The organism is Citricoccus muralis (genome assembly GCF_029637705.1).
GTDB lineage: Bacteria > Actinomycetota > Actinomycetes > Actinomycetales > Micrococcaceae > CmP2.
In genome coordinates this window covers 412,273-439,062 of sequence record NZ_CP121252.1, presented here as the reverse complement: position 1 = coordinate 439,062, position 26,790 = coordinate 412,273, and the positions used below count along the sequence as shown (strand labels likewise).

At 64.4% G+C, this 26,790-nt stretch carries 27 protein-coding genes and 1 riboswitch; of the genes, 10 read left to right on the top strand and 17 right to left on the bottom strand.

Going from position 1 to position 26,790, the window contains the following annotated elements; all coding sequences use genetic code 11:
• Positions 1-37 precede the first annotated feature (37 nt).
• The 4 genes from P8192_RS01990 to P8192_RS01975 form a co-directional block, all read right to left on the bottom strand.
• Positions 38-1,333 (bottom strand): adenylosuccinate synthase, encoded by a 1,296-nt coding sequence (locus P8192_RS01990; RefSeq protein WP_270106404.1) that lies wholly within the window; start codon positions 1,331-1,333, stop codon positions 38-40.
• A gap of 138 nt (positions 1,334-1,471) precedes the next feature.
• Positions 1,472-3,898, bottom strand: coding sequence for a helix-turn-helix transcriptional regulator (locus P8192_RS01985; protein WP_278158061.1), 2,427 nt, complete (start codon positions 3,896-3,898; stop codon positions 1,472-1,474).
• Positions 3,899-4,063: 165 nt separating this feature from the next.
• Complete coding sequence (catC, locus tag P8192_RS01980) at positions 4,064-4,369, bottom strand: muconolactone Delta-isomerase (RefSeq protein WP_278158060.1); 306 nt, start codon at positions 4,367-4,369, stop codon at positions 4,064-4,066.
• A 46-nt stretch (positions 4,370-4,415) separates the two neighbouring features.
• A complete protein-coding gene (locus P8192_RS01975) occupies positions 4,416-5,963 on the bottom strand; it encodes an SLC13 family permease (RefSeq protein ID WP_278158058.1) in 1,548 nt (515 codons plus the stop codon).
• A 240-nt stretch (positions 5,964-6,203) separates the two neighbouring features.
• Here P8192_RS01975 and P8192_RS01970 point away from each other — a divergent pair, with 240 nt between their 5' ends.
• Both P8192_RS01970 and P8192_RS01965 read left to right on the top strand, forming a co-directional pair.
• Positions 6,204-7,139 (top strand): LysR substrate-binding domain-containing protein, encoded by a 936-nt coding sequence (locus P8192_RS01970; RefSeq protein ID WP_278158056.1) that lies wholly within the window; start codon positions 6,204-6,206, stop codon positions 7,137-7,139.
• The gene (locus P8192_RS01965; RefSeq protein ID WP_278158054.1) at positions 7,136-8,239 is read left to right on the top strand and encodes a mandelate racemase/muconate lactonizing enzyme family protein; all 1,104 of its coding nucleotides are present in this window, start codon (positions 7,136-7,138) and stop codon (positions 8,237-8,239) included. Before P8192_RS01970 ends, P8192_RS01965 begins: the two co-directional genes overlap by 4 nt.
• A 224-nt stretch (positions 8,240-8,463) precedes the next feature.
• On the opposite strand, the gene P8192_RS01960 is transcribed toward P8192_RS01965, so the two are convergent.
• The 9 genes from P8192_RS01960 to fbaA all read right to left on the bottom strand — a co-directional run bounded on the left by P8192_RS01960 (position 8,464) and on the right by fbaA (position 16,091).
• A complete protein-coding gene (locus P8192_RS01960; RefSeq protein ID WP_278158052.1) occupies positions 8,464-9,690 on the bottom strand; it encodes an MFS transporter in 1,227 nt (408 codons plus the stop codon).
• Between the two features lie 46 nt (positions 9,691-9,736).
• Complete coding sequence (locus P8192_RS01955; protein WP_278158050.1) at positions 9,737-10,159, bottom strand: DUF3151 domain-containing protein; 423 nt, start codon at positions 10,157-10,159, stop codon at positions 9,737-9,739.
• A 65-nt stretch (positions 10,160-10,224) separates the two neighbouring features.
• Positions 10,225-11,007, bottom strand: a complete 783-nt coding sequence (locus P8192_RS01950; protein WP_278158048.1) for a hypothetical protein — start codon at positions 11,005-11,007, stop codon at positions 10,225-10,227.
• 154 nt (positions 11,008-11,161) lie between these two features.
• A complete protein-coding gene (locus P8192_RS01945) occupies positions 11,162-11,494 on the bottom strand; it encodes a hypothetical protein (protein WP_278159699.1) in 333 nt (110 codons plus the stop codon).
• Positions 11,494-12,711: an amidohydrolase gene (locus P8192_RS01940; RefSeq protein ID WP_278158046.1), complete on the bottom strand. Its 1,218-nt coding sequence runs from the start codon at positions 12,709-12,711 to the stop codon at positions 11,494-11,496. The genes P8192_RS01945 and P8192_RS01940 overlap by 1 nt, the downstream gene beginning before the upstream one ends.
• On the bottom strand, positions 12,708-13,484 hold the full coding sequence (locus P8192_RS01935) for a hypothetical protein (protein ID WP_278158044.1): 777 nt from the start codon (positions 13,482-13,484) through the stop codon (positions 12,708-12,710). The genes P8192_RS01940 and P8192_RS01935 overlap by 4 nt, the downstream gene beginning before the upstream one ends.
• 38 nt (positions 13,485-13,522) lie before the next feature.
• Positions 13,523-14,272 carry a DUF5058 family protein gene (locus tag P8192_RS01930; RefSeq protein ID WP_270106432.1) on the bottom strand — a complete coding sequence of 250 codons (750 nt, stop codon included), beginning with the start codon at positions 14,270-14,272 and terminating at the stop codon, positions 13,523-13,525.
• Positions 14,273-14,413: 141 nt separating this feature from the next.
• Positions 14,414-14,507: riboswitch (glycine riboswitch) on the bottom strand.
• 177 nt (positions 14,508-14,684) lie between these two features.
• Positions 14,685-15,038, bottom strand: a complete 354-nt coding sequence (locus P8192_RS01925) for a hypothetical protein (RefSeq protein WP_270106433.1) — start codon at positions 15,036-15,038, stop codon at positions 14,685-14,687.
• A gap of 15 nt (positions 15,039-15,053) precedes the next feature.
• The gene (gene fbaA, locus P8192_RS01920; protein ID WP_278159697.1) at positions 15,054-16,091 is read right to left on the bottom strand and encodes a class II fructose-bisphosphate aldolase; all 1,038 of its coding nucleotides are present in this window, start codon (positions 16,089-16,091) and stop codon (positions 15,054-15,056) included.
• A gap of 190 nt (positions 16,092-16,281) precedes the next feature.
• On the opposite strand from fbaA, the gene P8192_RS01915 reads away from it, so the two are divergent.
• Entirely contained in the window at positions 16,282-17,646 is a 1,365-nt protein-coding gene (locus P8192_RS01915; RefSeq protein WP_278158042.1) for an alpha/beta fold hydrolase, read from the top strand.
• A 53-nt stretch (positions 17,647-17,699) separates the two neighbouring features.
• Positions 17,700-18,245 (top strand): TspO/MBR family protein, encoded by a 546-nt coding sequence (locus P8192_RS01910; RefSeq protein WP_278158040.1) that lies wholly within the window; start codon positions 17,700-17,702, stop codon positions 18,243-18,245.
• 4 nt (positions 18,246-18,249) lie between these two features.
• Here the strand turns inward: P8192_RS01910 and P8192_RS01905 are convergent, their stop codons facing one another.
• From P8192_RS01905 to pyrE, 3 genes are read right to left on the bottom strand one after another with little or no spacing between them, the layout of a single operon-like run.
• A complete protein-coding gene (locus tag P8192_RS01905; protein WP_270106437.1) occupies positions 18,250-18,882 on the bottom strand; it encodes a TrmH family RNA methyltransferase in 633 nt (210 codons plus the stop codon).
• Positions 18,875-19,216: a hypothetical protein gene (locus P8192_RS01900; protein WP_278158038.1), complete on the bottom strand. Its 342-nt coding sequence runs from the start codon at positions 19,214-19,216 to the stop codon at positions 18,875-18,877. Before P8192_RS01900 ends, P8192_RS01905 begins: the two co-directional genes overlap by 8 nt.
• A gap of 17 nt (positions 19,217-19,233) precedes the next feature.
• Positions 19,234-19,818, bottom strand: a complete 585-nt coding sequence (pyrE, locus tag P8192_RS01895; protein WP_270106439.1) for an orotate phosphoribosyltransferase — start codon at positions 19,816-19,818, stop codon at positions 19,234-19,236.
• Between the two features lie 160 nt (positions 19,819-19,978).
• Here pyrE and P8192_RS01890 point away from each other — a divergent pair, with 160 nt between their 5' ends.
• From P8192_RS01890 to P8192_RS01880, 3 genes are all read left to right on the top strand, one after another.
• The gene (locus tag P8192_RS01890) at positions 19,979-20,854 is read left to right on the top strand and encodes a shikimate dehydrogenase (protein WP_278158036.1); all 876 of its coding nucleotides are present in this window, start codon (positions 19,979-19,981) and stop codon (positions 20,852-20,854) included.
• Between the two features lie 70 nt (positions 20,855-20,924).
• Positions 20,925-22,829: a bifunctional sugar phosphate isomerase/epimerase/4-hydroxyphenylpyruvate dioxygenase family protein gene (locus P8192_RS01885; RefSeq protein WP_278158034.1), complete on the top strand. Its 1,905-nt coding sequence runs from the start codon at positions 20,925-20,927 to the stop codon at positions 22,827-22,829.
• A gap of 29 nt (positions 22,830-22,858) precedes the next feature.
• Positions 22,859-23,389: a dihydrofolate reductase family protein gene (locus P8192_RS01880; protein ID WP_278158033.1), complete on the top strand. Its 531-nt coding sequence runs from the start codon at positions 22,859-22,861 to the stop codon at positions 23,387-23,389.
• On the opposite strand, the gene P8192_RS01875 is transcribed toward P8192_RS01880, so the two are convergent.
• The gene (locus P8192_RS01875) at positions 23,374-24,126 is read right to left on the bottom strand and encodes an SDR family NAD(P)-dependent oxidoreductase (RefSeq protein ID WP_278158031.1); all 753 of its coding nucleotides are present in this window, start codon (positions 24,124-24,126) and stop codon (positions 23,374-23,376) included. The genes P8192_RS01880 and P8192_RS01875 overlap by 16 nt on opposite strands.
• A gap of 94 nt (positions 24,127-24,220) precedes the next feature.
• Between P8192_RS01875 and P8192_RS01870 the strand changes: the two genes are divergently transcribed.
• The 3 genes from P8192_RS01870 (at position 24,221) to P8192_RS01860 (ending at position 26,737) form a co-directional block, all read left to right on the top strand.
• Entirely contained in the window at positions 24,221-25,177 is a 957-nt protein-coding gene (locus tag P8192_RS01870; RefSeq protein ID WP_278158029.1) for an alcohol dehydrogenase catalytic domain-containing protein, read from the top strand.
• A gap of 88 nt (positions 25,178-25,265) precedes the next feature.
• Positions 25,266-25,937, top strand: coding sequence for a DUF4956 domain-containing protein (locus P8192_RS01865; RefSeq protein WP_278158028.1), 672 nt, complete (start codon positions 25,266-25,268; stop codon positions 25,935-25,937).
• Entirely contained in the window at positions 25,934-26,737 is an 804-nt protein-coding gene (locus P8192_RS01860) for a polyphosphate polymerase domain-containing protein (protein WP_278158027.1), read from the top strand. The genes P8192_RS01865 and P8192_RS01860 overlap by 4 nt, the downstream gene beginning before the upstream one ends.
• Positions 26,738-26,790: the final 53 nt, after the last annotated feature.

Sequence of the window (26,790 nt, the reverse complement as noted above, 5' to 3'; positions counted from 1 at the left end):
CTGAGACAACCGGACCAGACCGGGTGCGTGCGAAAGGTCAGCCCTCGTCGACGACGAGGTCGCGGATCTGGACCACTTCGTCACGCCCCGGGCCCACGCCGATAGCGGAGATCCGGGTGCCGGAGAGCTCCTCCAGGGCCAGCACATAGTCGCGGGCGTTCTGCGGCAGGTCCTCCAGGGTGCGGGCGCCGGAGATATCCTCGGTCCAGCCCGGGAAGGTCCGGTACACGGGCTTGGCATGGTGGAATCCGGTCTGGGTCATCGGCATCTCATCGTGGTGCACGCCGTCGACGTCGTAGCCCACACACACCGGGATCTCTTTGAGCCCGGTGAGCACATCGAGCTTGGTGAGGAAGTAGTCGGTGAAGCCGTTCACGCGGGATGCGTAGCGGGCCATCACGGCGTCGTACCAGCCGGTGCGGCGCGGGCGGCCGGTGTTCACACCGAATTCGCCGCCATTGATGCGCAGTTGCTCACCGATCTCGTCGAAGAGCTCCGTGGGGAACGGGCCGGCACCCACGCGGGTGGTGTACGCCTTGACGATGCCGATGGTGCGGGTGAAGCGGGTCGGGCCGATGCCCGCCCCCACCGAGGCGCCGCCGGCGGTCGGGTTCGAGGAAGTCACGAATGGATAGGTGCCGTGGTCGACGTCAAGGTAGGTGGCCTGACCCCCCTCCATCAGCACCAGCTCGTCGCGGTCGAGCGCGTCATTGAGCAGGATGGTGGTGTCGACCACCATGGGGCGTAGCCGCTCGGCGTAGGAGAGGAAGTATTCGGCGATCTCGTCCACGGTGATGGCGCGGCGGTTGTAGAGCTTCACCAGCAGCTCGTTCTTCTGGCGCAGCGCCCCGTCGATCTTCTGCCGGAGGATGGACTCGTCGTAGATATCTTGGACGCGAATGCCCAGTCGGGCCACCTTGTCCTGGTAGGTGGGGCCGATGCCGCGGCCGGTGGTGCCGATGGCGCGCTTGCCCAGAAACCGCTCGGTGACCTTGTCGAGGGTCTGGTGATACGGGGCGACCAGGTGCGCGTTGGCCGAGATCCTCAAGTGGGAGCAGTCATGTCCTCGGGCTTCGAGGCCGTCGATTTCTTCGAAGAGCGCCTCGAGGTTGATCACCACGCCGTTGCCGATCACCGGGGTGGCGTTCGGGGACAGGATGCCAGCGGGCAGCAGCTTCAGCTCGAACTTCTCACCGCCGACGACGACGGTATGACCGGCGTTGTTGCCGCCGTTGGGCTTGACGACGTAGTCGACACGGCCACCGAGCAGATCGGTTGCTTTACCCTTGCCTTCGTCGCCCCACTGGGCACCGACGATCGCTATTGCTGGCATTGACTATCTCTCCCTTTGGGCCGCACGGGACGCCGTTTCGGCGACCTCACGGTCCTCGACATGCGAAAGCCCTCGAGACGAAAGCGCCCGAGGTCTCTCAGAACTCGATTTTACCAGTGGTGGCCGACACATGCTGGCTCACACGTAACCCCGACGTGCAGCCTCCTCCAGGGCTTCCTGCCGACTGGACGCCCCGAGCTTGCGGTAGGCGGAAGACAGCTGCGTTTTGATGGTGTTCACCGACAGGAACATGGTCCGTGCCATTTCCGTACGGTCCATGCCCCGGGCCAGGGCCCCGATAATTTCGCGTTCGCGTTCTGTGAGCTGCGGGCGCACCTGGGGCGGGATCTCCGTGCCACGGCGGATTCCGCGCAGGCGGGCACGGCGTTCGTCATCGAGATCGAAGATGCTGGTGATGTCTTCTTCGGACGCGCCCATCACCCACAAGTACAGCGTGACGAACAGCGGCATATCGCTGGGCAGGCGCCCGTCGAGCGATTCGGCCGCATCGGTTCCGTCAGCGATGTGGTCGGCATAGGCACGCAGGACGTCGATGGTGGTGGCGGGCAGCAGAGCATCGTCGTCGCGCATCGCGGGTCCGGGCAGGCGCACCCGGCGCACGGAATCAAAGTCGCCGAGCGCCATTTGTGCGGCGGTGCGCGCCGCGAGCATCACCGTTGCCCGGCGGGCGTCGATGTGGCGCGTGAGGTCGATGACTTTTGCGTGGGAGCCTTCCATCAGCAGGTACACCACTTCGGCGCAGTCGAGGAGCTGCGCCCAGGTGCCCTGGTCGTTTCCACGGGTAGGAGCATAATCCCGCAGCAGGCGGCGGGCGCGCACCTTGTCGCCAAAAATGGATTCATAAACGACCGTGAGAAAAGCACTGAAGGGCCAGAGCTCACCGGATTGCGCGGTGGGGGCGAAGTCATCGAGCACGGCGTGCAGCCGTTCGCCGTCAAGGTCCCACAGCGCGTCGAATCCCTGGGCCAGCAACACCGCGTCGTGACCGGCCCGAGTAAAGTATCCGCCGGCATCCTCCAAGTTCAGTGCCGTGAGCGCCCCCACCATGGTTTGGCCGGGGAAGAGCATTTCCAGCGAGGACTGGACCAGCCGCAGTTGGGCCAGGCATTTCTGCCGCAGTTCGCCGAATCCCTGAGCCGCGCTGATGTGAATGGCGCGGCGGTAACAGTTCAGCGCACGCGGGCCGTCTGAGGTGAGCAGGAACGTGTATCCGAGCTGCTGCCAGATCAGGGCCAACTCCGCGTGACGCAGCTTCGAGGAGTTTTCGGATGGCGCCGCTTCGTACTGCAACAGCTCGGCCAGCTCGACGGCGTGCTCATGTGCCCGTTCGGCCGTGCCCGTTGTTCTGGTGACCAGAAGCACGAGCAGCCGCGACAACAGGGGCGAGATGCCCTGTCCGGCAATGTCCCGTTCCTCAGCATCAGCGCTGGCGAAAGCGGAGCGGAAACGTTCGAACACCGACTCGTCGCTCCCCGAGAAGGCTCCGGCCAGAAAGGCGCCGAGATGCTGGACATCCATGCGCGAGGCCGAGACGGACCCGTTGCTGAAGTACGTCCGGAGGTTCCCCAAGAACCGTTCCTCATCGTCGATGGCCGCAATCGCCCAGTACTCGAGGATCAGTGCGGTGCCGGTGTCTACAGCGTGCCATTCGACGGCGCGAGTGATGGCTTCATTCCATCCGCCTCCTGCGGCCAGGGCCATCAGGGCATCATGTCGGTAGTTCATGCCCAGCTCAGGATCGACCGTTCGCATCCGACTGCGCAGCGCCTCGGCCATCATCGGGGGCATGGCCCACCAACGGCCGGAGGGCTGATCATCATGCATCGTCGTCGTGTCAACGCGACGAGCCAGACCGAGATTTTCCAGCACCTGTGCCGACTCGATGCTCATGTGCCTCGTCGTGCTCAGTTCCTCGCAGACCGTCCGATTGAAGCGAGGAATATAGGCCAGCTGGAAAATCAGCTCACGACCGGCCAGTGGTAGCGGGCGCACCCAACGTGACATGGCCAAAGCGCAGGCGCGCATCAACGGGAACGCTGAATAGCCTGGGTCCTCCCCACGACGGCGCCAGATGCGCACCGCGGCCGGCCAACCGAGGGTGGCGTGGAAGCACTGCTGGCCGAGATCGGCATCACCCAGCATCTCGGTAAGCTCAGATGCGGTGAAGTATAGCGACTCGGGGAACAGGATCACCGTGTCATCTCGCGAATAGAGCTTTTCGGAGGATTCCACCGCCACAGCGGCGATGGTCACGATGAAGGCGATGCGCGCCTTCGGCAGGGCGTCGAGCAGCTGCTCCATGTGGTGGCCGGTGATCCCGGTCTGTTGGGTGTGCAGCACGAGAGCGCCGGGATACTGATCCACGAGCGATTCTTCCACGGTCGAGCCCGTGTCTGCCAGAAATGAGACGATAGCAGGATCTTGAACATCCACCGGCTCCAGCGGTGCGCTGGCATTCAGCCATGCCTCAACCACCGGCTCGAAGTCACTGCCTTCCGGCGCATTGAGACACAGCACGCGGGCGGATGAGGATATCTCCGCCAAGACGCGCTCCACACGGAGGTCGGTCTCACGGTCCACTCAGTCAACTACTTCCGGGATTGCGCTCGGAGCAGGTGTTCTTTCCTTGGTATTGTCTCCCGCCGTAGGAACACCCTCGTGGTCCTAGAGTATTCCGTTCCCTTCAGATCTGCAGATTTGTGTCCGTCGTCATGTGGATGGTGGCGCGAAGAATTCATCCGCCGTCGCATTGGGGTGCTGTGCGAGCGGAGTTACTTGCACCTTCATATAGGGGAACATCGGGAACCCTTGGAAGATCGCGTGTAGCTCGTCGTGACCGTCGACGTCGTAGATGGAATAGTTCGCGTACTCCCCCACCACGCGCCAAATCCCTTTCAACACGCCGCGGCGCTGAAGGTCCGCGGAGTAGCTTTTCTCCTGGGCTTGGTAGTCAGCTTTCGTCTGCGCATCCATGGATTCAGGGAAGCGCACGTCCATCCGGGCAAGAAAAAGCATGGGTGTCCTTTCGTTGAGGAAACGTGTGGTGTCGGCGATGTCGGAATTACAACGAGATACCGAACACCATGGGGACCAAGGTGTACATGACCACCATGATCAAAGCCAGGGAGATCAGGTTCAGCCAGAGACCAGCGCGGACCATCTGCTTGATAGTAATCTCTCCAGATCCGAAGGCCACTGCGTTTGACGGGGTTGCCACCGGGAGCATGTAAGCGGAGCAGACGGCCAGGGTCACCGCGATGGTCATGAACAGTGGATCGATACCCACACCGATGGCCACGGCACCGAAAATCGGCAAGAACGCCGCGGCAGTAGCCGTATTGGACGTGAGCTCGGTGAGGATCAGGCCGACAACGATGACGGCGACGATGATCACCCACGACGGCATAGCAGTCAGACCGCTGACCTGCTCGCCGACCCACTCGCTGAACCCGGTAGCCGTGAACATGGCAGACAGTGAGAGGCCGCCGCCGAAGAGCAACAGCAGCCCCCAAGGGATTTCCTTGGCCGCAGACCAGCGCAGCAGCGGGGCGCCGGTGCGGTCGTCACGACGACGCTGGGCGGGCACCATGAAGCACGCGATGGCTGCGGCCATGGCCACTTGGGCATCGTTGATAGTGCCCAGGAAGCTCACGTTATCGGCGACCCACGGGATCTCGGCGATGAAGGGCACGCATATCCAGAAGAAGATGGCACCGGCGAAAATCCAGGCCACCCGGCGCTCGGGCGTCGTCATCGAGCCGAGCTTGGCCAGTTCGTCGCGGATCAGCTCGGACCCGCCGGGCAGAGTATTGATTTCGGGACGGTAGACGATCTTAGTGAGCGCGATCCAGGCGATGATCAACATCACCACGGCCCAGGGCACACCAATCAGCATCCAGGTGCCGAAGGCCATATCGAAGCCGTGCGACTCCATCAGGTACCCCTTCATCAGCGCCATGGGCGGCTGGCCGATCAAGGTGGCAGTGGAGCCGATGGTCACGCCATAGGCGACACCAAGCAGCAGCGAGGCGGCGAATTTGCGTCCTGCGGCATTCGGGTCGATCTTCCGCACCAGGCTGAGGATGGACACAGCGATGGGGACCATGATGACGGCGGTGGCGGTATTGGACACCCAGGCGGAGATGAACGCGGAGGCGATCATCAACCCCAGCACGATCTGCGAGGGTTTGGTGCCCACCAGACGGATGGTCAGCAGCGCCACGCGCAGGTGCAGGTTGGATTTCTCGGTGGCCAGCCCGAGGATCACGCCACCCATTACCAGGAAGACCACAGTGTCGGCGTAAGGTGCGGCGACTTCGCCCATCGTGGCCATGCCGAACAGCGGGAACAGCACCAGCGGCAGCAGCGAGGTCACCGGGATGGGCGCGGCCTCGGTCATCCACCAGATCGCCATCCACAGGGCACAGCCGGCCACGGCACGCCCTTCGAAAGCGAGCGAGCTCGGCAGGACCAGTGCCAGCACCAGCCCTGCCACCGGGCCGAGCGCGACCAGCCACCAGTTGCGTTTACTGGCGCGGTCCAGCGCATCAGCCTGTTCCGGTGTGGCCGTGGCCGGAGCCGTTGACGACTCGTGAGTGCTCGTCTGCACGATGAATCCTCCGTGAGGGTGTGTGACGTCACCATCGGTGACCCGACTCACTCTAGGCCCGCTCATCAAGATCCAGAAGTACATGTATTGACACATTTGAGATGCTGTAGATATGAATCACTGCAGAACAGGTCTTTCACACCGCCGCCCTCCCGCTCATACGCTGTTGCTGTCTGCGCTACACGCGTCGACGTCGAGCATTCATCCACACCGTTCCACCACAGCAGAGGAGGTAGCACCATGGAGCTGAGGCATCTGCGCTACTTCCTGGCCGTGGCGGAAGAGAAGCATTTCGGCCGCGCCGCCGAGCGACTGCACATGGCCCAGCCACCGCTGTCGAGCCAAATCAAGCAGCTGGAAACGGAGCTGGGCACCACCCTGTTCGAGCGCACCACCCGCAAAGTGGAGCTCACCTCGGCCGGCATCCTATTTGTCGATCGCGCCCGCCAAATTCTCGCCGACGTCGAGGCCGCGGCGTCGGATGTGGGCGAGATCGGCCGCGGAGCCGCCGGGGTGCTGCGCATCGGCTTCTCGGGCACTGCAACATACCGACTGATGCCGGAAATTGTGCGGCTGGCCCGCGAGCAGATGCCGCTGGTGCGTCTCCAGATCTCCGGGGAAATGCTCACCCCGCAGATGGAGCAAGCCCTGCTCGACAACCGGCTGGACGCCGCCGTGCTCCGACCGCCGGTTCAGTCGGCCGAGCTGAGCCTGGACGAGTTCGAGCAGTCGCCCCTGGTGGCGGTGCTACCGCTGAATCATCGCCTCGCCGGCTCCACGGAACCGCTCAGCATTGCGGATCTCGCCCACGACGATGTCGTCAGTTATCCGCGAGGCTCCTCCGTGTCCTCCGTGGTGGCCGAGCTAAGCCGCCAGGCCGGATTCCGCCTCCGCATTGTTCAGGAAGCCACCGAAACCTCCACGCTGATCGCCCTGGTCTCGGCCGGGCTCGGCGTCGCGTTCGTACCCGGCAGCGCCTCGTTACCGCTGCATTCCTCCATTGCCCTGCGCCCGCTGAGCGAAGAGATCACCCTCGGACTCGGCACGGCATGGAAGCCCGGCGCCGCCACCCCACTGCTGAACTCCTTCCTCGGCCTGGCCCGCACGGCCTCGGAGAACCTGCATGCCCACGACCGTCCCCCATCCGCATCCGAAACACCCCCGGAGACCCCATGATGATCACCGCCGTCGAGGCCATCCCCTACGCGATCCCCTACACGCACCCGCTGACATTCGCTTCAGGTTCGGTGGCCACCGCCGACCACGTGCTGGTGCGCATCCATACCGATGAGGGTCTCATCGGCGAGGCCGACGCCCCACCACGCCCCTACACCTACGGCGAAACCCAAACCTCGATCGCGAACGTAGTCCAAGACCTCTTTGCCCCCGAGATGATCGGCTTGGACCCCCTGGATCGGCAGAAGGTGCACGCCATCATGCATCGCACCATCCACAATCAGGTAGCCAAGGGGGCCGTCGACATTGCGCTGTGGGACCTGGCGGGCAAGGCGTTCGGGGTGCCGGTCCATAAGATGCTCGGCGGGTGGACCGATTCGTTGCGCGTCTCCCATATGCTCGGGTTCAAGCCGGCCGAGGAACTGTTGGAGGAAGCCCATCGCTTCGGCGAAGAGTATGGGATCACCACCTTCAAGCTCAAGGTCGGCCGCCGCCCGCTGCACCTGGACATCGAGGCGTGCCGGGTGTTGCGCGAAGGTCTGGGCGACAACGTCGAGATCTACCTCGACGCCAACCGCGGCTGGAGCGCCAACGAGGCCATGGAGGTGCTGCGCCGGACCGACGGCCTGGGGCTCACCCTGTTGGAAGAGCCCTGCGATGCCAAGGAGGCGATGAGCCGTCGCCGTCTCGTCGAGCGCTCCCCCATTCCGGTGGTCGGCGACGAGTCGGTACCCACCGCCGGGGATGCCTCGCGCGAACTGCTCTCCGGTGGCTGCAACGCCATCTGCATCAAGACCGCCCGCTCCGGATTCACCGAGGCCACCGAGATTCTGGGGCTGTGCACCGGCCTGGGCGTGGACGTCACTATGGGCAACCAAATCGACACTCAGGTGGGATCGATGGCCACCATCGCCTTCGGCGCCGCACACCGCGCCACCGCAGCACGGGCCGCGGAGCTGTCGAACTTCCTGGATATGGCCGATGACCTGCTGGCCCATCCATTGCAGATTATCGACGGGCGCATTGCCGTGCGCGACCTTCCCGGCGTCGGAGCGCCCATCGACGAGGACAAGCTCAACCGCTACCGCACCGACCGCTAAACGGTTCCTGGGCGCGTCTCGGTCTAACTGAACAGCCCCTCCACGGTCGACCCTGGAACCTGGGTTTCCATTGGAAAGACCGCCGATGAGTTCCCAGATGTGCCGTTCACCGCCGTCGCCGTGAAGGCAACCAGCTCCAACGCAGAGTCGGTTCCGTCCGCGGATCTCGATATGGCCGAGGAGATCACCTCAGATGAGGACCGCCTCACCTGATCCCCCTCCCGCTAGTGTTGCGCCCCTGCCCCGTGCCGGGGCGTAGCCGTGCCTCGTCCGTGCACCCACCAATAGACGACGACGCCGACCACGGCCAGCACGGCGCCCGCGAGAAACAGCCCCGGGTATCCGGTCAGCGCGATCAGCGGGCCCAGCACCACCGGGCCGATGGCAATGCCGCCGTCGAGCATCAGATAGTGCGTGGAGGTGGCAATGGCCACCCGATCCCCGGACACCCGGTTCACGCCCACCACCTGCAGGCACGGCAACAGTCCCCCGAAGCCGATGCCGGCCAGCACGGCAGACACCACCACGGCCCACCACTGCTGCGACACGGCCAGCAGCACCAGGGCGCCGGCGAACGTCAGAATCGTCGCCGGGATCACCGCATTGTCCCCGCGGGTGTCCTGTAGCCTGCCCGCCACCAGGCGCACCAGCATCATCACGACGGCGAAAATCATGAAGAACACGGTGGCAGCCAGCGCCCGGTCCTCGAGCACCAAAAACGGCGTCAGGTACGTCATGATCATCGAATAGCCGCCCGAGCACAGCAACACCACCAGGGCAATGGGCAGGGCCTGCGGGTCGATCAGGTCACGGCCCCGGATCCGCCACATGCCGGCCCGTTCCACGGCGGTGATGCTCCGCTCGGGCACCCGCATCAGCGCCAGGCAGATCAGGGTGAGTAGCGAGCAGCCGCCCACAAAAGCGAACATCCACACCGGGTCCAGGTACAGACTCATCGGCACCGCGACCAGAGGACCCACCGCCGTGGCGATGGTGGCGGACAGGCCGAAATAGCCGAGCCCCTCGCTGCGCCGTGCCGGCGGAATTAACGAGATAGCGACGGCGGTAATGGCGGTCGACGCCGTCCCGAAAGCCGCACCGTGCAGCAACCGCACCCCCAGCAGCGCCGGATAGCTCAGCGCCACCGGGTAGAGCAGGCTACACAGCAAGAACACGGTCAGGGCGATGAACAGCGTGCGGCGTCGTCCGATGACGTCGATGAACTTGCCCAGCGCCATCCGCACCACGGCCGCACCCAGAATGAAGGAGCTGGCCGCGAAGCCGGCGGCGGTCTCGGAGACGGCGAACAGGCGCACCGCGTAGAGCGCCATGTAGGTCATCAGGGAGATGAAGACGATGGAGATGCCCAGCTGCACGCCGTTGGCCAGCAGATAGCTGCGGCCGAACAGGCGGGCACCGGACTCCGTCGCTCCCTCATCCCGCGTCACCATTCGTTGACAATATCAACAACGGTGAGCTGAGTCACTCACAAGTAAGTCAGTGACGCGCCTCGATGGCGGCACTTGCGCTCGGGTCAGAGTCGTTGAGGAAGGTGGTAATGCGCTGGACCTCTTCGGATTCGCCGATCGCGGCTGCGGCACGGCCCAGTGCGTAGAGGGCGCGCAGGAAGCCCTGATTCGGCTCGTGTGAGAACGGCACCGGACCGGCACCGCGCCATCCCGCTCCGCGCAGGGCATCGAGTCCGCGGTGGTAGCCCACCCGCGCATAAGCGTAGGAGTCCAAGGTGCGCCCCTCGTCCCAGGCGTCCTCGGCGAGCATCGCCCAGGCCAGCGACGACGTCGGATGCTTCGGCACGATGTCCTCGGGCAGGTCGCCGGCCTCAATCTGTGCCAGCACCTCGGGCTCTTCGGGCAGCAGGGTCGGTTCGGGCTCCATCAGGTTCTTGCCGATGATCGACATCAATGCTCCTTGGTCTTCACGGGTATTCAGGGGCGGATTCACCGGACAGTCTATCGGCGTAGCACTTACTGGCCCTCTTCGGTCAGAGCGATGTCGCGCCAGGCGTCGCGCCGGTCACCATCAGCCGAGGTGTCTTCGGCGAGCGCGGTGATCAAACGATCGAGCTCCTCGGTATCGTAGGGCGGCTCGGAGTCGCCCTCGCTGGACTCATAACCAAAGGTTTGCACCACCATGGAGGATGCGTCTTCGGAGCAGGTGATGTAGGTGTGGGTGACCAACGTTTCCCCCTCACCCAGGGTCCCGGAGTTCACGTACTCGCTGATACCCTCTTCGTCTTCGCGCAGGGCTTCACCCGCCGCCACGGGCGATTCACATTCCGCCAGTGGCGTTTCCTGGTCATCAGCCGTGTACACCTGGGTGCTGCCCGAGCGAATCTCGGCCGGATTCACCCCGGTGGTGAATGAGCACCCGAATCCCTGGGCTCCGGACATCTCGGGCTCGGCCGGGCGCAACTGCACCGGTCCCATATCGGCAGCATCCGTCGTATTGAGGTGCTGGGCAGAGAAAGTCAGCAGGTCGTCGCCCCACATCTCGTCCAGGCAGGCTTGCACCGCGGGCTGTTGCAGGGACTCCCCCATCAGCTCAATGACCGCATGCGGGTCCGCATCAGCAGCAGGCCCGTTGGACTCGGAGGAACTTCCCGCCGACGCCGTCCCCTCGGCCGTTGGTTCCATCACCGCCGAGGGGTCCTCCTCGATCCCCGAGCTGCAGCCCGCGAGGGCGAAAACGGCGACGGCGGTCAGCGCGAGACCACGCAGCGCGCGTGACTCGATCGTGCTCAGTGACATGGGGTCCTCTCTGCATTCGGCATCGGCCGGAACCACTACTGATTCCGAACCTCCGGCCAGGATAAACCCGGACGCCCTCGTGAGACGGACATGTAAAAGATCCGCGGAAATTTTCTCAGGTCGACCAGACGTGTCAAAACCCTTGCCATGTTTCTCAGAGCTGGTCGAGGGTGAGCACCGGGATCACATGGTACGCCGGCTCCTCATAGGGGTGTCCGGCCAACATAGCCTCGACGATCTGGCGCGCGCGGCTGCGCGGTGCAACCACCTCGATTCGGTCTTCCGCCACTTGCTCTGGCTCCCCCACGGCACCGATGGTCGGCTGGGCACCGGCCAGGGGCGTGAACCGGCCGGTGCCCGAGGTGGACCAGGAGCATCCGCGGTAGTCACCGATGCGCCCTGCGCCGGCCTCATCGAGCACGCGGCGCACGGCGTCGGAGTCATGGTGGGGCACATAGACCACGATGACGACGAGAGGTTCTGCCATCACTTCCCCAGTTTGGACAGGATGGCCGCGAGCGCGGCGCGGGTTCCGGTGGTCAGCGTGGGCTCGATCTCCGGGGCGAAGAACGGCGAGTGGTTCACCGGCACGTCGGGGGCGTTCAGGGTGTCCTGACTGTGCCCGCCGAACATCCAGAACACGCTGGGCACCTCGATGGCCTGGGCCAGAGCACCAAAGTCCTCGGACCCCATCAGCGGTGCCACCTCGGTGACGGCATCCTCACCCAGCTCGGACCGCAGTGCGGCCATCACCTGTTCGGTCTCCTCCGGGTCGTTGTAGTTGCGCGGGAAGGCCGAGATCTCTTCGATGATCGGTTCCGGCGCTCCCGACACCGCGGCTTCTCCCACGATGATCCGCCGAATCGCCCCCAGCACCGTGTCGCGCACCTCGGGGTCGAGGGTGCGCACGTTCAGCGAGAACTCGGCGGTGGCCGGGATGATGTTCTCCTTCAGTCCCGCGTGGAACGTCCCCACGGTGACGACGGCGGACGCCCGCGGGTCCACCTCGCGGGACACTACCCCCTGCAACCGCGTGATGATGTGCGCCCCGAGGACGATAGGGTCGATGGAGTCCTGGGGTTGCGAGCCGTGGGAGCCTTTGCCGCGCAGGGTCACCTTCCAGGAGTCCGCCTGCGACATGGCGTCCCCCACGGAGTAGGTGATGGTTCCTGCCAGACCGGGCATCACGTGCTGGCCGTACATCACTTCAGGCCGAGGGGCCTTGTCCCAGAGCCCGTCTTCCACCATGGCTTTCGCCCCAGCGGCCGTTTCTTCGCCGGGCTGGAAGATGATCACCAGGGTGCCCGACCAGGCGTCGCGTTGAGCGGCGAGCACCCGCACTGCGGTCACTGCGGTGGCTATGTGGGTGTCGTGGCCGCAACCGTGCATCACCGGCACCTCGGTGCCATCCTCCAGGGTGCCGCGGGCGGTGGAGGCGTACTCGACGCCGGTGTCCTCGGCGATGGGCAGCCCGTCGGTGTCGGCGCGGAAGCCGATGACCGGCCCCTCGCCGTTGCGCAGGATTCCCACCACCCCGGTGCCGCCGGAGCGGAAGTGCTCGATGTCGAGCTCGTCGAGGATCCCCTCAAGACGCTCGGCCGTGGCATGCTCCTGCATCGACAGTTCCGGGGCAGCATGAAGCTCGCGGTACAGCTGATGCATGTGATCGATCAGCGTGGAATCAATTGCGGGAAGCGGGCTCATCGTTCGGTGACCTCCTGGTCGTGGTGACGGGTTGCGGGGGCATCTACATTCTCGTTCTCGGCGTCGGCCGTGTCTGCGGTCGAGGAACGGGTGCGCAAGAACCAGGCCAGTGCGGCGGTCGCAAAGACCACGATGAAGGTCCCGTAGAAGGCCATCGCCGGGAACACCGGGATGAGCACGAACGTCATCACGGTGGCCAGCACGAAGGCGATCACCGTGGTGCGGGGCGCTTTCTGCGAGACGATGGCCTGGATCAGCACCCCGCCGAGCACCGACGGCACGATGAACGACTGGATGACGCCGATGACGTCGGCCGGGATGATGCTCACCACCCAGGTGCCGAGAATGCCGACGAAGATCAGCAGCGAGAGCAGATGGACGACGACGGCGCCGCTGATCGCCATCAGCGCGGCCAGCTCTCCGCGCCGCGTGCCGGCTTTCGCGCCCACGGTGGTCTGCGCCATCATCGCTGCGGGCAGCAGCTTGTTGGAGATGTTGCCGATCATGAACACCTGGTACATGGCGGACTGGCCCAGGATCGGAAAGTAGGTCAGCGGCTCCACGATCCACAGCACACCGAACACCGCGGCCACCGCGAGGAACGCGGTGAGAATGCGGGTGGTGTTGAGATCGAGTCCGGCGAAGAACACCAGGTACAGCGGAGCCGACAGCGAGACCATCAGCCCGATGATCATCGTGATCCGGCCCCAGCGGGCGGTGGTGCGATCGAAGGTGGCCAGCGCGGGGCTGGACTGTTCAGCGGAGAGTGTCATGGGGAATCATCCTTGAGAAGTTCAGGGAGCCGGCGGGCTCAGGCCGCGGGGAACCACTGGAGCTGGGTGCTGGTGTAGGCCATGGCCAAACCGGCGATGATGGCGAAGCCGAGGGACCATTCGCGGATCCAGCGCCGATGCAGGCGGGCAGAGAGGAACAGGCAGATACCCACCACCAGAGCAGAGGTGATGAAGGCGATCACGTGCGTGCCCGACTTGGGCAGCTCCGCGAATCCGAGGCTGAAGAAGGCGCCCAGCAGCGCCGCTCCCGGGATAATGGTCATCACCAGCGGGCTGACCTGGCGCATCTTGCTGTCGCCGCGCTTGAGGATCGGGGTGAGGATCAGGGTGCTCAGAATCCACATGGCCCCGCCGAGGCTCATGGCAGTGAACGCGACGGCGAACACTTCCTGGGTGTAGGTCGGCCCGCCGAGCTCCGCGCCCATGGTGCCGGCCGCAATGGCGGCGGCACCGGTCTCAAAGGAGACGGAGCCGATGAGGCCGATGCGCATCAGGGTGGCCGGGGTGCCGAAGATGGCCAGCAGGGCGACCGCGACCAGCGCTACGGCCAGGGAGGGGCCGATCGAGGTGATCGCGCCGGTGCGGAAGGAGGTGCGCAGATCGGCCGAGGACATCCCGACCTCGGGGGCGACTTTGCGTGCGGCGCGCACGTAGATCAGGGTCTGGACGATGATCACGGCGAAGACGCCGAAGGCCAGCACCCACAGCAAGGGCGTATTGGCCAGCGCCAGCACATTCGTCGAATCGGCGTTCGTGGCAAGGGTCATGGGAGGCTCTTCCGTGTTCGGAGAATATGAACAAGAACGTTGCGAGCCCCTCTGTTGCTAACCTGAGAGATTGGCGGCTGAGGATGGGCCGCTTGCCCCGTCGGTGAGACGCGTTCAACGCGCCTGCTCTCCAGAGTCCGCACGGTCGCTACTGTCCGGGTGCCTGAGAGTTTTTCGGGCAATTGCTCCTTCGGCGCCCCTGCTCAACAGCAGGGATCTCTCCAGCAGCGATGTGGCGGATTGATGATCAGCATACACCGAATTATGGCGTGCGTCACACAATTATTTTTCCGCTGATAATCCGTACCACACCAGCGGATACCCTCGTTGGCGCAAAATCCAAGATAAACAGCGAGGTCGAGAGCCCGTGACGAGCCCCCGACCTCGAGAATCTATTATTTCAGCGCAATGTTCAGCGGACGTCAGGATCCTGTTTCTTGGTCTCGGCAGAGAGCTCCTCGGCACGGCGCAGCCAGTCGTCATGCTTCTGCGCCTGGTCGTCGCGCTTCTGCGCACGGATCTCGAGACGTTCGAGCCGGGCCTCCAGCTCGGCACGGACGTTATCGTCCCCACCAGCACCAGCCTCGATCGCTCCGGAACCGACCTGGGATTCCAGTTTCTTGACGCGCTTCTTCAGCTTCTCCAGCTCTTCGGAGGAACCGCTTCCCGGTAGATCACGGCCGGTCAGCGTTCCGACCACCATCGTGATACCCCAGACGATGATCGCCACAATGGCGATCCAGGCAAACCAAGGAATCATGCCCATCGTCGATCCACCTACTTACTTGATGCTCTTGCCGGCCGAGCCCAGGTTCTGGCACGCCTCGACGATGCGTGCAGCCATAGACTCTTCGGCCTTGGCACCCCAGGTGCGCGGATCGTAGAGTTTCTTGTTGCCGACTTCGCCGTCGACCTTCAGCACACCGTCGTAGTGGGTAAACATGTGCGCCACCACCGGACGGGTGAAGGCGTACTGGGTATCGGTGTCGATGTTCATCTTGATCACACCGTAGGAGACGGCGTCGGCGATTTCCTGCTCGGTGGAGCCGGAGCCGCCGTGGAAGACCAGGTCGAAGGGGCGATCCTTGCCCAGCTTGGCACCGACCTCGCGCTGGATCTCGTCGAGGATCTCCGGGCGCAGCTTCACGTTGCCGGGCTTGTAGACGCCGTGCACGTTGCCGAAGGTCAGCGCGGTCAGGTAGCGGCCGTTTTCGCCGGAACCGAGGGCCTCCACCGTGGCCATGCCGTCCGCCACCGAGGTGTAGAGCTTGTCGTTGATTTCGTTGGCCACTCCGTCTTCTTCGCCGCCGACCACGCCGATCTCGACTTCGAGAATCTGGTGGTTGTCACGGGTGCGGGCCAGCAGATCCTGGCCGATGCGCAGGTTCTCTTCCAGCGTCTCGGCCGAACCATCCCACATGTGCGAGTTGAAGAACGGGTCGCGGCCAGCCTTGACCTCGGCCGCGGAGGCCTCAAGCAACGGCATGACGAAGCCGTCGAGCTTATCCTTGGGGCAGTGGTCGGTGTGCAGGGCAATGTTGACGTCGTAACTCTTGGCCACTTCGCGGGCGAAGGCCACCATGGCCAGTGAGCCGATGACCATGTCCTTCACAGACGAACCGGAGAAGTACTGCGCGCCACCGGTGGAGGCCTGGATGATGCCGTCCGAACCGGCCTCGGCGAAACCGCGGATCGCCGCGTTGAGGGTCTGGGAGCTGGTGACATTCACCGCCGGATACGCATAACCGCCGTTCTTGGCGGAATCGATCATCTCTGCGTACTTGTCCGGGGAAGCGATAGGCATGGAGGTCTCCTTGATCAGATCGTCGACGATTCCTTGTCAGTCTATCCAGAGGAGCCCTCAATGTAGACCGCTCCGGTGTCCGCGACGCCAGATCCAGATACCCGATACCGAACGACGCAGGTAGACGCGAACGTGACTTGTCGGTAGCGTCGGGGACATTGTGTCGTGAGCTGCGTCACATCTACGCCGGAGAAGAGGTTCCCTGATGCCCCCACACATCCAGCACTCTGCCCGCACGAACAGACGCGCCCGCTGGCGCACACTGGCCGGAACGGCGGCAGCCTTCGCGCTGATCGCCACCGCGCTGCCCACCGCACAAGCGGATGAGGTTGTCTCCGACACAGAGGCGCCCCAGGATGCCACGGCTCCTCAGCCGGACGCCGCAGCACCGGCCCAGCCAGCACCTCAGATGCTCGACACCGATGGCCCTGACGCCCTGCCGTCCGCGTTCTATGCGCAGCCGGAGACCCTGCCCGCCTCACCCGGCGAGCTGATTCGCCAGGAAGACGCCGACTTCTTCCTGGGCCCGACTCGCGCCGTCCGGCTGGGTTCGTCCGCCACACGCATCATGTACTCGTCCACCACCTCCCACGGCGAGCTGGTCGGCGTCACCGGCACCGTGCTCGAATCCAAGAGCAGCTGGCAGGGAGAGGGCCCGCGCCCGCTCGTCACGTACGCCGTCGGCACCCAGGGCGCAGCCAATCAGTGTGCCCCCAGCGTTCAGGGCGAATCAGGGACCAACTACGAGTCCGCCGCGGTCAACGCCTTGCTGCTGGCCGGCTACAACGTGGTCGTCACCGACTACATCGGTCTCGGCACCGCAGGCGTTCACACGTACATGAACCGTCTCGACCAGGGACACGCTGTGCTCGACGCGGCGCGCGCCGCCACGCAGGCGGGCATTGACACCATCGACGCCGAGTCTCCCGTTGCCGTGGTCGGATACTCCCAGGGCGGTGGCGGCGCGGGTGCCGCCTCGGAGCTGGCCGACGACTACGCTCCGGAGCTGCCTTTGACGGCTGCCGTGGTTGGAGCACCCCCGGCTGATCTTCAACAGGTCGCGGCGAAGATCGACAACTCTATCTACTACCCCTTCCTCGTGTTCGCACTGGAGGGATTCAGCGATCGATACGGCATTGATCGCAGCAGCATCCTGAACGAAGACGGCGAGCAGCTTTTCGATGAGATCGCGTCCAAGTGCACCCTGCACGCACTCTTCTCCAGCACCCCCGTGGATTCGACGACACTGACACAGGATGGTGCGTCCTTCACCGAGGTCGCCCAGCGCGCACCCTTCGACGAGATTCTGAACGCCCAGAAGCTGGGCATCGACGCGGCTCCGGCGGTGCCGACGCTGATCAACCATTCCCTGACCGACGACGTAATCCCCTACCGCACAGGACGAGAACTAGCGGGACGCTGGTGCTCTGCGGGAACTGAGGTCACTTTCCATCATTCGCTCATGCCGACTCATCTTGGTGGATATGCGGGGTCGTTCGTTCCGATGCTGACCTTCTTGAACCGTCAGTTCGCTGGGAAATCCTCGTCGAATCACTGCTGGCAGTTCTGATGATCCGACGCTGAAAGGTGGCTCAAGGCCGCGGTCCGTGATGCGATGAAGTTATGGAGACCGTTGCCGGCAATACTGACGCCACATCGCACAGCTCCCAGCACCGGCATCCGGCACTGACGGTCACGATGTTGATCGTATTCCTGCTGGTTCCGCTGCTGGTGGGCTTCGTCGGCAGCCTGCTCACCGCAGACCAGGTCGACGGCTGGTACGCCTCGGCCAATCAGGCCCCCTGGACGCCGCCGAACGCGGTGTTCGGTCCCGTCTGGACGGCGCTGTACCTGACCATGGGTTTCGCAACCTGGCTCGTCTGGCTTCGCCCGGCGTCGTCGGGACGCCGCACCGCGCTGGCCTGGTTCATCATTCAGCTGGCACTCAACGCGGTATGGAGCCCCACTTTCTTCGGCGGCTATCCCCTTCTGGGTGCCGCCGCCCTGTGGCTCTCGTTCGCGATCATCGTCGCCCTGCTGGTCGGTCTGGTGATGACGATCCGCAGTTTCTGGAACGTACGCACCCTCGCCGCGGTGCTGTTCCTTCCCTATCTGCTGTGGGTGACCTACGCCAGCACGCTCAATCTGTATATGGCGATCTTCAACTGAGGGGCTAGGGACCTCCGGGGATCTCGGCGTGCTGTCGAACCCAGGAATGCATCGCAATGCCGGCAGCGACCCCGGCATTAATCGATCGAGTGGAGCCGAACTGGGCAATCGACAATGTAGCCACCGCACCCTGGTGAATCTCCTCTGAAAGCCCCGGACCCTCCTGGCCGAAAACCAGCACGCACCGCTCTGGGAAGGAATAGGTTTCGATCGGCACCGAGTCCGGGAACAGGTCCACGCCCAGCACGGGTAGGTTCTCGGCCTTGGCCCAGCGCAGGAAGTCCGCCACAGTCGCGTGGTGGTGCACGTGCATGTACCGGTCGGTGACCATGGCCCCGCGCCGGTTCCAGCGGCGGCGACCGATGATGTGCACCCCCGCGGCGTTGAAAGCATTCGCCGCACGCACGACGGTGCCGATGTTCATGTCGTGCTGCCAGTTCTCGATCGCCACGTGCAAACCATGGCGTCGCGTGTCCAGATCGGCCACGATCGCGTCGAGTGACCAGTACCGGTAGTGATCAAGGACGTTGCGCCGGTCTCCCTCGCGCAACAGCTCAGGATCCCAGTGGTCCCCTTCGGGCCACGGTCCTTCCCACGGCCCCACCCCGACTTCGCGGGGCTCAGCCTCCTCAGGCATGCGGACGGTCAGACAGTGCCCATGCGGCACCGGAAGCCACCCCGGTCACGGTCAGCACGGCAGGCCACGCGCCGATCTTCTTGGCCAGCGGGTGCGAGAGGCCGAAGCCGAGCAGGTACACCGCCGACAGTGCGGCGGTGGTGCCAGCACCGCGCTTTGCGGCCCAGGTGCGCCCGGCGTACACACCGGCAGCACCGAGGACCACACCGCCCAGAGCGCGCACCTTGGTCACACGAGCGGCGGCAAATCCGCCGATCAGTCCGGCGATCACCACCGGAGCGGTGTCGACAGTGTCGGCAGCGGGCAACAGGCTGGTGTCGTTCTTCTCAGTCATGATTTCAGCCTATCTCTTCAGTCCAGACCGAGGTCGGACTTGGAGTAGGCGAACAGGTAGGGCACCCCGGCTTCATCGGCGATGCGCTCGGCAGCACCGGTGTCACGGTCCACAATCACCGCCACGGCTTGGATGTCGCCGCCAGCAGCGCGCACCCCTTCTACCGCAGTCAGTGCGGAACCGCCCGTCGTGGAGGTGTCTTCCAGCACGACGACTTTGCGTCCGTCCACACCCGGGCCTTCAACCTGGCGACCCATGCCGTAGGACTTCTGCTGCTTGCGCACCACGAACGCGTCGAGCTCGCGCCCGGCCGCACCCGCGGCGTGTAGCATCGAGGTGCCCACCGGGTCGGCGCCCATGGTGAGCCCCCCGGCGGCTTCGAACTCAATGCCGGCCTCGTCGAGGAGGTTTAGCATGACCCGACCCACCAGCGGCGCAGCTTCGTGGTGCAGGGTGATGCGGCGCAGATCGATGTAATAGTCGGCCTCTTTGCCGGAAGAAAGCGTGACCTTGCCACGCACCACGGCCAGCTCACTGATCAGCTGGCGCAAGCGTTCACGGTCGGCGGCATGGTCGTGCACGGCGGAGTTCTCAGTAGTCATAGAACCATCCTAAACTCCCCTCGATCCTGCGTCCTGATCTACGGGCTTACACGAGCGCGGGCGGGACCCGGCCTCATCGGGTTAGACTATTGGCCAGATCACCGCAACCGGTTGCAAGCCGTTGTGCTGTCCTGTCTGCACCTTTGAGAAAGGCAACCTTATGAGCACTGTGTCCGAGTCCTACCTGGTCGGCCTCATCGGCGACGGCATCACCGCCTCGCTGTCCCCGCCCATGCACGAAAAGGAAGGACGCGAGCACGGACTGCTCTACCTGTACCGCCCGGTGGATCTGACCGCCCTCGAGCTGAGCCCGGAGCACGCCTCCCGCCTGCTGAAGACCGGCGTCGAGCTGGGATTCAACGCCTTCAACATCACTCACCCGGTCAAGCAGCTCATCATGGAGCACCTCGATGAGATCGACGACGACGCCCGCGCCCTGGGTGCGGTGAACACGGTGCTGATCCGCGATGGCAAGACCATCGGCTACAACACCGACTTCTCCGGATACACCACCGGGCTGGAGCACAACCTCGACAACCCCGACTACGGCAACGTGGTGCAGCTGGGCACCGGCGGCGCCGGAGCCGCCGTCGCCTATGCGCTACTGCGCGCCGGGGCCGAAAAGCTCACGCTGATCGACCTCGACGCCGATCGTGCCCGCGAGCGCGCCGAAGCCCTGCAACAGCTGTTCCCGCAGCAGCAGGTCGTCGCCGTCGAGCACGGAAATTTGGAGACCGCCCTGAAAGACGCCACCGGCTTCGCCCAGTGCACCCCGGTGGGCATGAACATCCACCCGGGCCTGCCCGTGGATCCGACCTGGCTGCCCGAGAACTCATGGGTTTCGGACGTCATCTACCTGCCCCGCAACACCGAGCTCATCGAGGCCGCACGCGCCCGTGGCCTTCAGGTCGCCGACGGCGGCGGCATGGCCGTGGGTCAGGCAGTGGACGCGTTCAAACTGATCACCGGCATCCTCCCAGACCAGGCTCGGATGAACGAGCACTTCCAGCGGCTCTCCGCCGGACAGCAGGGTTAGTCCACGCCTCCGGTTTGCCCAGTACGATGGCAGAAGCAGCCACCAGGCCACACGCCGAATGAGGAGTACGATGCGCACGTCCATTGCAACCGTCTGCATTTCCGGATCTCTGGAAGAGAAGATGCGGGCCGCCGCGGAGGTTGGCTTCGATGGCGTCGAGATCTTCGAGCAGGACCTGATGACCTCGCCACTCTCCCCCGAGCAGGTGGTGGACCTGGCTCGGGAGCTCGGCATCACGCTGGACCTCTACCAGCCGTTCCGTGATCTCGAGGGTGTGAGCGAAGAGGTCTTCGCCGAGAACCTGTACCGCTTGGAAGAGAAATTCCGGCTGATGCAGCGCCTCGACATGGACCTAATCCTGATCTGTTCCAACGTCGGTACGGCCACGGACTGGAACGACGACGTCGCTATCGACCAGCTCGGCCGCGCCGCCGACCTGGGTGCGAAGTACGGCATCCGGCTCGCCTACGAAGCGCTGGCGTGGGGGCGCTATGTGAACACCTACGAGCACGCCTGGTCGCTGGTTGAGCAGGCCGACCGCCCGAACCTGGGCGTGTGTCTGGATTCGTTTCACATCCTCTCCCGGCGCTCGGACCCCTCGGCGTTCTCCACCATCCCGGCCGAGAAGATCTTCTTCCTCCAGTTGGCGGATGCCCCCGAGATGATGATGGATCTGCTCTCCTGGTCGCGCCACTACCGCAACTTTCCCGGCGAGGGTTCCTTTGATCTGGTGAACTTCATGGTGGAGCTGACCCGCGCCGGCTACACGGGCCCGGTGTCTCTGGAGATCTTCAATGACGTCTTCCGCCAGACCGACGTCGTGCGCACCACCCGCGATGCGCTGCGCTCCCTGGTGTGGCTGGCCGACGCCACCTGTGCCGCCCTGCCGGCCGCTGGCATCGATCCGCAGTCCGAGGCCAACACGATGGCGCTCGAGGCCCTGGAGCCGGTGGCCGCACCGACTGGCTGGGACTACGCCGAAATCAAGGCGGAAGAGACCGAGGAGATCGCCACCCTGCTCACGCAGCTGGGCTTCACCGATCGCGGCATGCACCGCACCAAGGATGTACGGCTCTTCGCCTCCGGCGACGCCCGGATTGTGCTCAACGAGCTGCCGCTGGGCGTCTCCGGCTCGGTGATCGCCGGCCTGGGCTTCCAACTGCCCGACCCGAAGACCTCGGCCGACCGAGCCCGCCACCTGCAGATCCCGCCAGCCCACCGCGCCAACCGCGCTGACGAGATGGTGCTGCGCGGCGTCCTCGCCCCCGACGGCACCGAGGTGTTCTTCGCCCCCGAACAGAACGGCTCGGCCCCCGGCTGGCTCACCGAGTTCGGCGATCCGGAGCAGCCGGTCGGCGAACACGAGCTGGTCACCGGACTCGACCACGTGAACCTGGCCCAGCCGTGGCAGCACTTCGACGAAGCGATCCTCTTCTACACCGCGGCCCTCGGCCTGGGCACCCAGCCCCCGGCCGAGGTGCCCTCTCCGCAGGGGCTGGTGCGCTCTCAGGTGATGCGTACGGAGGACGGCACCATCCGCCTGCCGCTGAACATGGTGCCCCAGGTGCTCGATGTTGCCCCAACCCACAACCAAGGAACCGAGCGGGTACCCACCGGCAGCCACGATCAGATGCGCCGCTCCGCCTACCCGCAGCACCTGGCCTTCGCCACCGATGACATCGTGTCGCTGGCCCGCAATGCTGCCGCAGCCGGCCTGCGATTCCTGCCGGTCCCGGACAACTACTACGAGGATCTGCAGGCCCGGTTCCGGCTCGACGAGAAGTTCATGGACACCCTGCGTGAGCACCACCTGCTCTACGATCGCGACGATGAGGGCGAGTTCCTACACTTCTACACTCGCACCATCGGCACCGTGTTCTTCGAAGTGGTGGAGCGGCGCACCGGCTACAACGGTTACGGTGCACCGAATGCCCCGGTGCGCATGGCCGCCCAGTACGCCATCGAGCGCTACTGATCGAGCGCCACTGCGAGTAGCCTGGCTCGATGACCACGCACTATTACACCGCGACCAGCCTCGACGGCTTCATCGCCAGCAAGGATCATTCTCTGGACTGGCTGTTCCGGCAGGAGTTCGACCCCGAGGGACCCATGGGGTACCCAGGCTTCATCAAGAACATCGGAGCGCTGGTTTTGGGTGCCTCCACTTATGAGTGGGTGCGGCAGCAGCAGGACGAATGGGTCTACGAGGAACCAACATGGATCTTCAGCCACCGGGACCTCCCGACCCCTAAGGGCAAGGACGTGCGCGTCGTACAGGGTGAGATCAATGAGGTGTTCCCGCAGATCGAGGCATCGGCCGGCGACAAAGACATCTGGGTGATGGGTGGCGGTGACCTGGCCGGCCAGTTCGCCGATGCCCAGCTCTTGGACGAGGTGTGGGTGCAGTACGCGCCCGTCACCCTCGGGACGGGCGCGCCACTGCTCCCACGCCAGTTACAGCTGGACTTGGTGGATACCGTGCAGAACCGCAGTTTCGTCTGCGCCCGGTATCAGGTCAATTACACGGCGGTGTAGCCACCGTCCACCAGGTGGTAGCTGCCGGTGATGAAGGATGCTTCCTCCGACAGCAGGAAGCGCACCAGCGTAGCCACCTCTTCAGCGCGGCCCAGGCGACCCAACGGGTGCTTCGCGATCAATGCGGAACGGAACTCCTCCGGCAGCCCCTGCAGCAGCGGGGTGTCAATGTAGGCCGGGCCCACGGAGTTCACGCGCAGACCCTGCGGCCCATACTCGGCGGCCGCGTTCTTTGTCAGGCCCACCACACCGTGCTTAGCGGCGGTGTAGGCACCGTTGCCCAGTGCCGCCACGGTGCCGTGGATGGAAGCCATATTCACGATCGAGCTTTCCGTCGCGCCTGCCTCCAGCATGGCCGGGATCTGGTAGCGCATGCCGTAGAGCACCCCGTTGAGGTTGATGTTGATGACGTTGTTCCAGTCGTCAATGTCCACCTCGCCCGCGGGCGCCTGGGCGCCACCGATGCCGGCGTTGTTCACCGCGTAGTTCAGCTGCCCGAAGGTCTCGACCGTAAACTGCACGGCCTTTTCGTTGTCCTCGGGCAGAGCCGTATTGGCTTGCACGGAAGCGGCTTCGCCACCGGCTTCCTTGATCTCGGCCGCCACACGCGCAGCGCCTTCGAGGTTCAGGTCAGCGACCACGACCTTCACGCCGCGCGCGGCGAGATCCTTGGACACGGCCTCGCCGATGCCCGATCCGCCGCCAGTCACGAGTCCTACTTTGCCTTCGAATGCCATTGCGCTGCCTCCTGAGAAAAGGTTGTCATCGCGCCGCTGCACCTGCGTCGATACGATGGGGCCATGAGCGACGTTGAAAGGGATCATCACCATCATGACGAAACATCGAGATAGTGATACCTCTAAGCCTAGCCAGGTCTTCGGTTTTGCGGAATACGGGTCGGACAGGGTCGCACAATTCTTCACCGTCTCTTCACCTCACCCGGATGCAGACCAGGTGCTCGTCGACATGACGGCCTCGGGGGTGAACCCCGCCGATATTAAAGTCCGCAACGGTGAGCGCCAAGGCTCGGTCCCAGTGGAGTTCCCGATGGCGATGGGCCGAGAAGCGGCCGGAGTCGTCTTAGCGGTGGGCGACAACGTGTCTCATGTGGCGCCGGGCGACCGAGTGTTCGGGGCCGCAGCCGCTGGCACGGGCACCTTCGCGGAGCGGGTGTTGCTCTCTTCCTCCAGCACCGCACACATCCCGGACGGGGTCAGTGACGCGCAAGCTGCCTCCATCCCGGTCTCTATCGGCACCGCTTACGACGCCCTCGATGAGCTTGAGCTACCGGCCGGATCGACCCTGCTGGTGCTCGGTGCCGGCGGTGGCGTGGGCACCGCCGCCTGCGGGCTCGCCGCACTACGAGACGTGCGTACGATCGGTGTGGCTTCGAATGAAAAGAAAGAATTGGTCGAAAAGTTACGAGCCACCCACATCGAAAAAGGCGACGGGTGGATAGAGCGGGTGCGAGAGCTGGCACCCGAAGGAGTTGACGCCATCATCGACGCGGTCGGCGGCGAAACGCTGCGCGAGGCCTCCACGTTGCTCAAAGCTCCGGGGGCGATCCGATCGGCAGCGGATCACCAAATCGCGGCTGACCTAGGCGGATCCGCTGTTCAGCGGCGGCGCACCACGCCCATTTTTGCGGAGATCGCAGAACTGATCAATCGAGGTTCTTTTAGCCCCGTCATCTCAGCCTCCGTCGACCTCGCACACGCCGCTAAAGCCGTGGCTGTCGTGGAGTCTGGCCACGCCGTGGGGAACGTGGTGATCACGCGTGGCGAGTGAAAGATGAGAGTTGTCTCATAGTTCACTCATCGTTTACTCACAGTTTTATTCCAGAGTGGCGTCATCGAGATCCAAAAGGAGAGAGATCATGTCACTCATCATCGCCATCGCCACCGACCTCATCGCCATCACCATCCTGGCGTACGTCCTATACTTCCGCCGACATCGCCGGAAGGATCTGTTGTTGTCCTACGTGGCACTGAATATCGGCGTCCTCGCCGTCACGGTGGCGCTGGGCTCCGTGGAAGTCGGCATCGGACTCGGTATGGGCTTGTTCGGCATCCTCTCCATCATCCGCCTCCGGTCGGATCAGATCACCCAGCAGGAGATCGCCTACTACTTCACCTCATTGGCCCTTGGCCTGCTGGCCGGCCTGCACCCTGAGCCCATGTGGATCACCCCGGCGCTCTCCGCGCTGGTCCTGACCGCGATGGCCGTGCTGGACTCCCCGCTGGTAGCGCCCACGACGCATCGGCTCACGCTCACCGTGGACCGTGCCATCATCGATCATGACGAGCTGGTCAGCTACCTGAAGGATCTATTCCACGCTCAGCATGTACGCGCTGAAGTGCTCGACATCGACCAGGTGCGCGACACCATGCTGGTGGACGTCCGCTACAAGGTGAAGCCCGGTGCCGCTGCCACGTGTGTGGACCAGCCCGCCCGTGCATCGCGAGAGTCCATCGGAGCCTCCCGTGCCGTGGACACGGGCCGCAACCACACAGTGCACGCCACCGCACACCAGGGGGCTGTCCGATGAATGCGGCACCAGACACGATGACGTCCACGAGTCCACTCATCGACGAGATTGATGCACAGCTGGATCAGCTGGCACCCATCACGCTGGATGAGATCAACACCGAGGCACGGTTGATGACCCGCGTGGACCGGAAGTACTTCCTGCCTCGCGAGCTGTTCTCCGACCTCATCGACGCCACCAGCGACGATTTTCGGGTGTTGACCATCGAGGAGAAGCGGCGGTTCATGTACCGCACCGTCTACTTCGACTCCCCCGAGTTTCGTTTCTTCCGCGACCACGTACAGCGGCGCCGTCACCGGTTCAAGGTGCGCACCCGCACCTACGTGGATACCGGCACTTGCCATCTTGAGGTGAAATCCAAGGGCTACCGAGGGCAGACCGTGAAACAGCGGATTGACCACCCCATCGAAGACCCCTGGAACCTCACCGAAGCCGGCACGGAGTTCATCGACTCGATCGTGGCGGGGGCTCCGGGGCAGACCCTACTGTCCGAGCAGCTGCAGCCGGTGCTGGAGACCATCTACGACCGGATCACCCTGTGCCACGACGGACAACGGCTGACCTGCGACTTGGATATTCGCGCGGTGAATGGCGACGACAGTCACGTCGGGCCGCAGGATGTGCTGGTGGAGACGAAGTCCGAAGGCGGCAGTGGACTCTGGGATCAGCTGCTCAAGGAAGCAGGCATTCGCCCGCACCAGGTCAGCAAGTACTGTGTGGCGGCTGCCCTGCTCTACCCGGAGCTTCCCAGCAACCCGTGGGCTCGGACCATCGACCACTATTTCCGGGCGGCTGCATAGAGGTCGGTTTTCACGCTCACGACAGGAGTGCCTGCGCGATCACCGGCGCAGGC

Coding starts and splice junctions, on each gene's coding strand:
- P8192_RS01910 (WP_278158040.1), top strand. CDS start 17,700: ATGGAGACCGTTGCCGGCAATACTGACGCCACATCGCACAGCTCCCAG.
- P8192_RS01945 (WP_278159699.1), bottom strand. CDS start 11,494: ATGGCAGAACCTCTCGTCGTCATCGTGGTCTATGTGCCCCACCATGAC.
- P8192_RS01915 (WP_278158042.1), top strand. CDS start 16,282: ATGCCCCCACACATCCAGCACTCTGCCCGCACGAACAGACGCGCCCGC.
- P8192_RS01875 (WP_278158031.1), bottom strand. CDS start 24,126: ATGGCATTCGAAGGCAAAGTAGGACTCGTGACTGGCGGCGGATCGGGC.
- P8192_RS01960 (WP_278158052.1), bottom strand. CDS start 9,690: ATGGTGACGCGGGATGAGGGAGCGACGGAGTCCGGTGCCCGCCTGTTC.
- P8192_RS01950 (WP_278158048.1), bottom strand. CDS start 11,007: ATGTCACTGAGCACGATCGAGTCACGCGCGCTGCGTGGTCTCGCGCTG.
- P8192_RS01885 (WP_278158034.1), top strand. CDS start 20,925: ATGCGCACGTCCATTGCAACCGTCTGCATTTCCGGATCTCTGGAAGAG.
- P8192_RS01890 (WP_278158036.1), top strand. CDS start 19,979: ATGAGCACTGTGTCCGAGTCCTACCTGGTCGGCCTCATCGGCGACGGC.
- P8192_RS01900 (WP_278158038.1), bottom strand. CDS start 19,216: ATGACTGAGAAGAACGACACCAGCCTGTTGCCCGCTGCCGACACTGTC.
- P8192_RS01870 (WP_278158029.1), top strand. CDS start 24,221: ATGACGAAACATCGAGATAGTGATACCTCTAAGCCTAGCCAGGTCTTC.
- pyrE (WP_270106439.1), bottom strand. CDS start 19,818: ATGACTACTGAGAACTCCGCCGTGCACGACCATGCCGCCGACCGTGAA.
- P8192_RS01925 (WP_270106433.1), bottom strand. CDS start 15,038: ATGGGCATGATTCCTTGGTTTGCCTGGATCGCCATTGTGGCGATCATC.
- P8192_RS01860 (WP_278158027.1), top strand. CDS start 25,934: ATGAATGCGGCACCAGACACGATGACGTCCACGAGTCCACTCATCGAC.
- catC (WP_278158060.1), bottom strand. CDS start 4,369: ATGCTTTTTCTTGCCCGGATGGACGTGCGCTTCCCTGAATCCATGGAT.
- P8192_RS01865 (WP_278158028.1), top strand. CDS start 25,266: ATGTCACTCATCATCGCCATCGCCACCGACCTCATCGCCATCACCATC.
- P8192_RS01970 (WP_278158056.1), top strand. CDS start 6,204: ATGGAGCTGAGGCATCTGCGCTACTTCCTGGCCGTGGCGGAAGAGAAG.
- P8192_RS01940 (WP_278158046.1), bottom strand. CDS start 12,711: ATGAGCCCGCTTCCCGCAATTGATTCCACGCTGATCGATCACATGCAT.
- P8192_RS01935 (WP_278158044.1), bottom strand. CDS start 13,484: ATGACACTCTCCGCTGAACAGTCCAGCCCCGCGCTGGCCACCTTCGAT.
- P8192_RS01880 (WP_278158033.1), top strand. CDS start 22,859: ATGACCACGCACTATTACACCGCGACCAGCCTCGACGGCTTCATCGCC.
- P8192_RS01905 (WP_270106437.1), bottom strand. CDS start 18,882: ATGCCTGAGGAGGCTGAGCCCCGCGAAGTCGGGGTGGGGCCGTGGGAA.
- P8192_RS01990 (WP_270106404.1), bottom strand. CDS start 1,333: ATGCCAGCAATAGCGATCGTCGGTGCCCAGTGGGGCGACGAAGGCAAG.
- P8192_RS01965 (WP_278158054.1), top strand. CDS start 7,136: ATGATGATCACCGCCGTCGAGGCCATCCCCTACGCGATCCCCTACACG.
- P8192_RS01930 (WP_270106432.1), bottom strand. CDS start 14,272: ATGACCCTTGCCACGAACGCCGATTCGACGAATGTGCTGGCGCTGGCC.
- P8192_RS01955 (WP_278158050.1), bottom strand. CDS start 10,159: ATGTCGATCATCGGCAAGAACCTGATGGAGCCCGAACCGACCCTGCTG.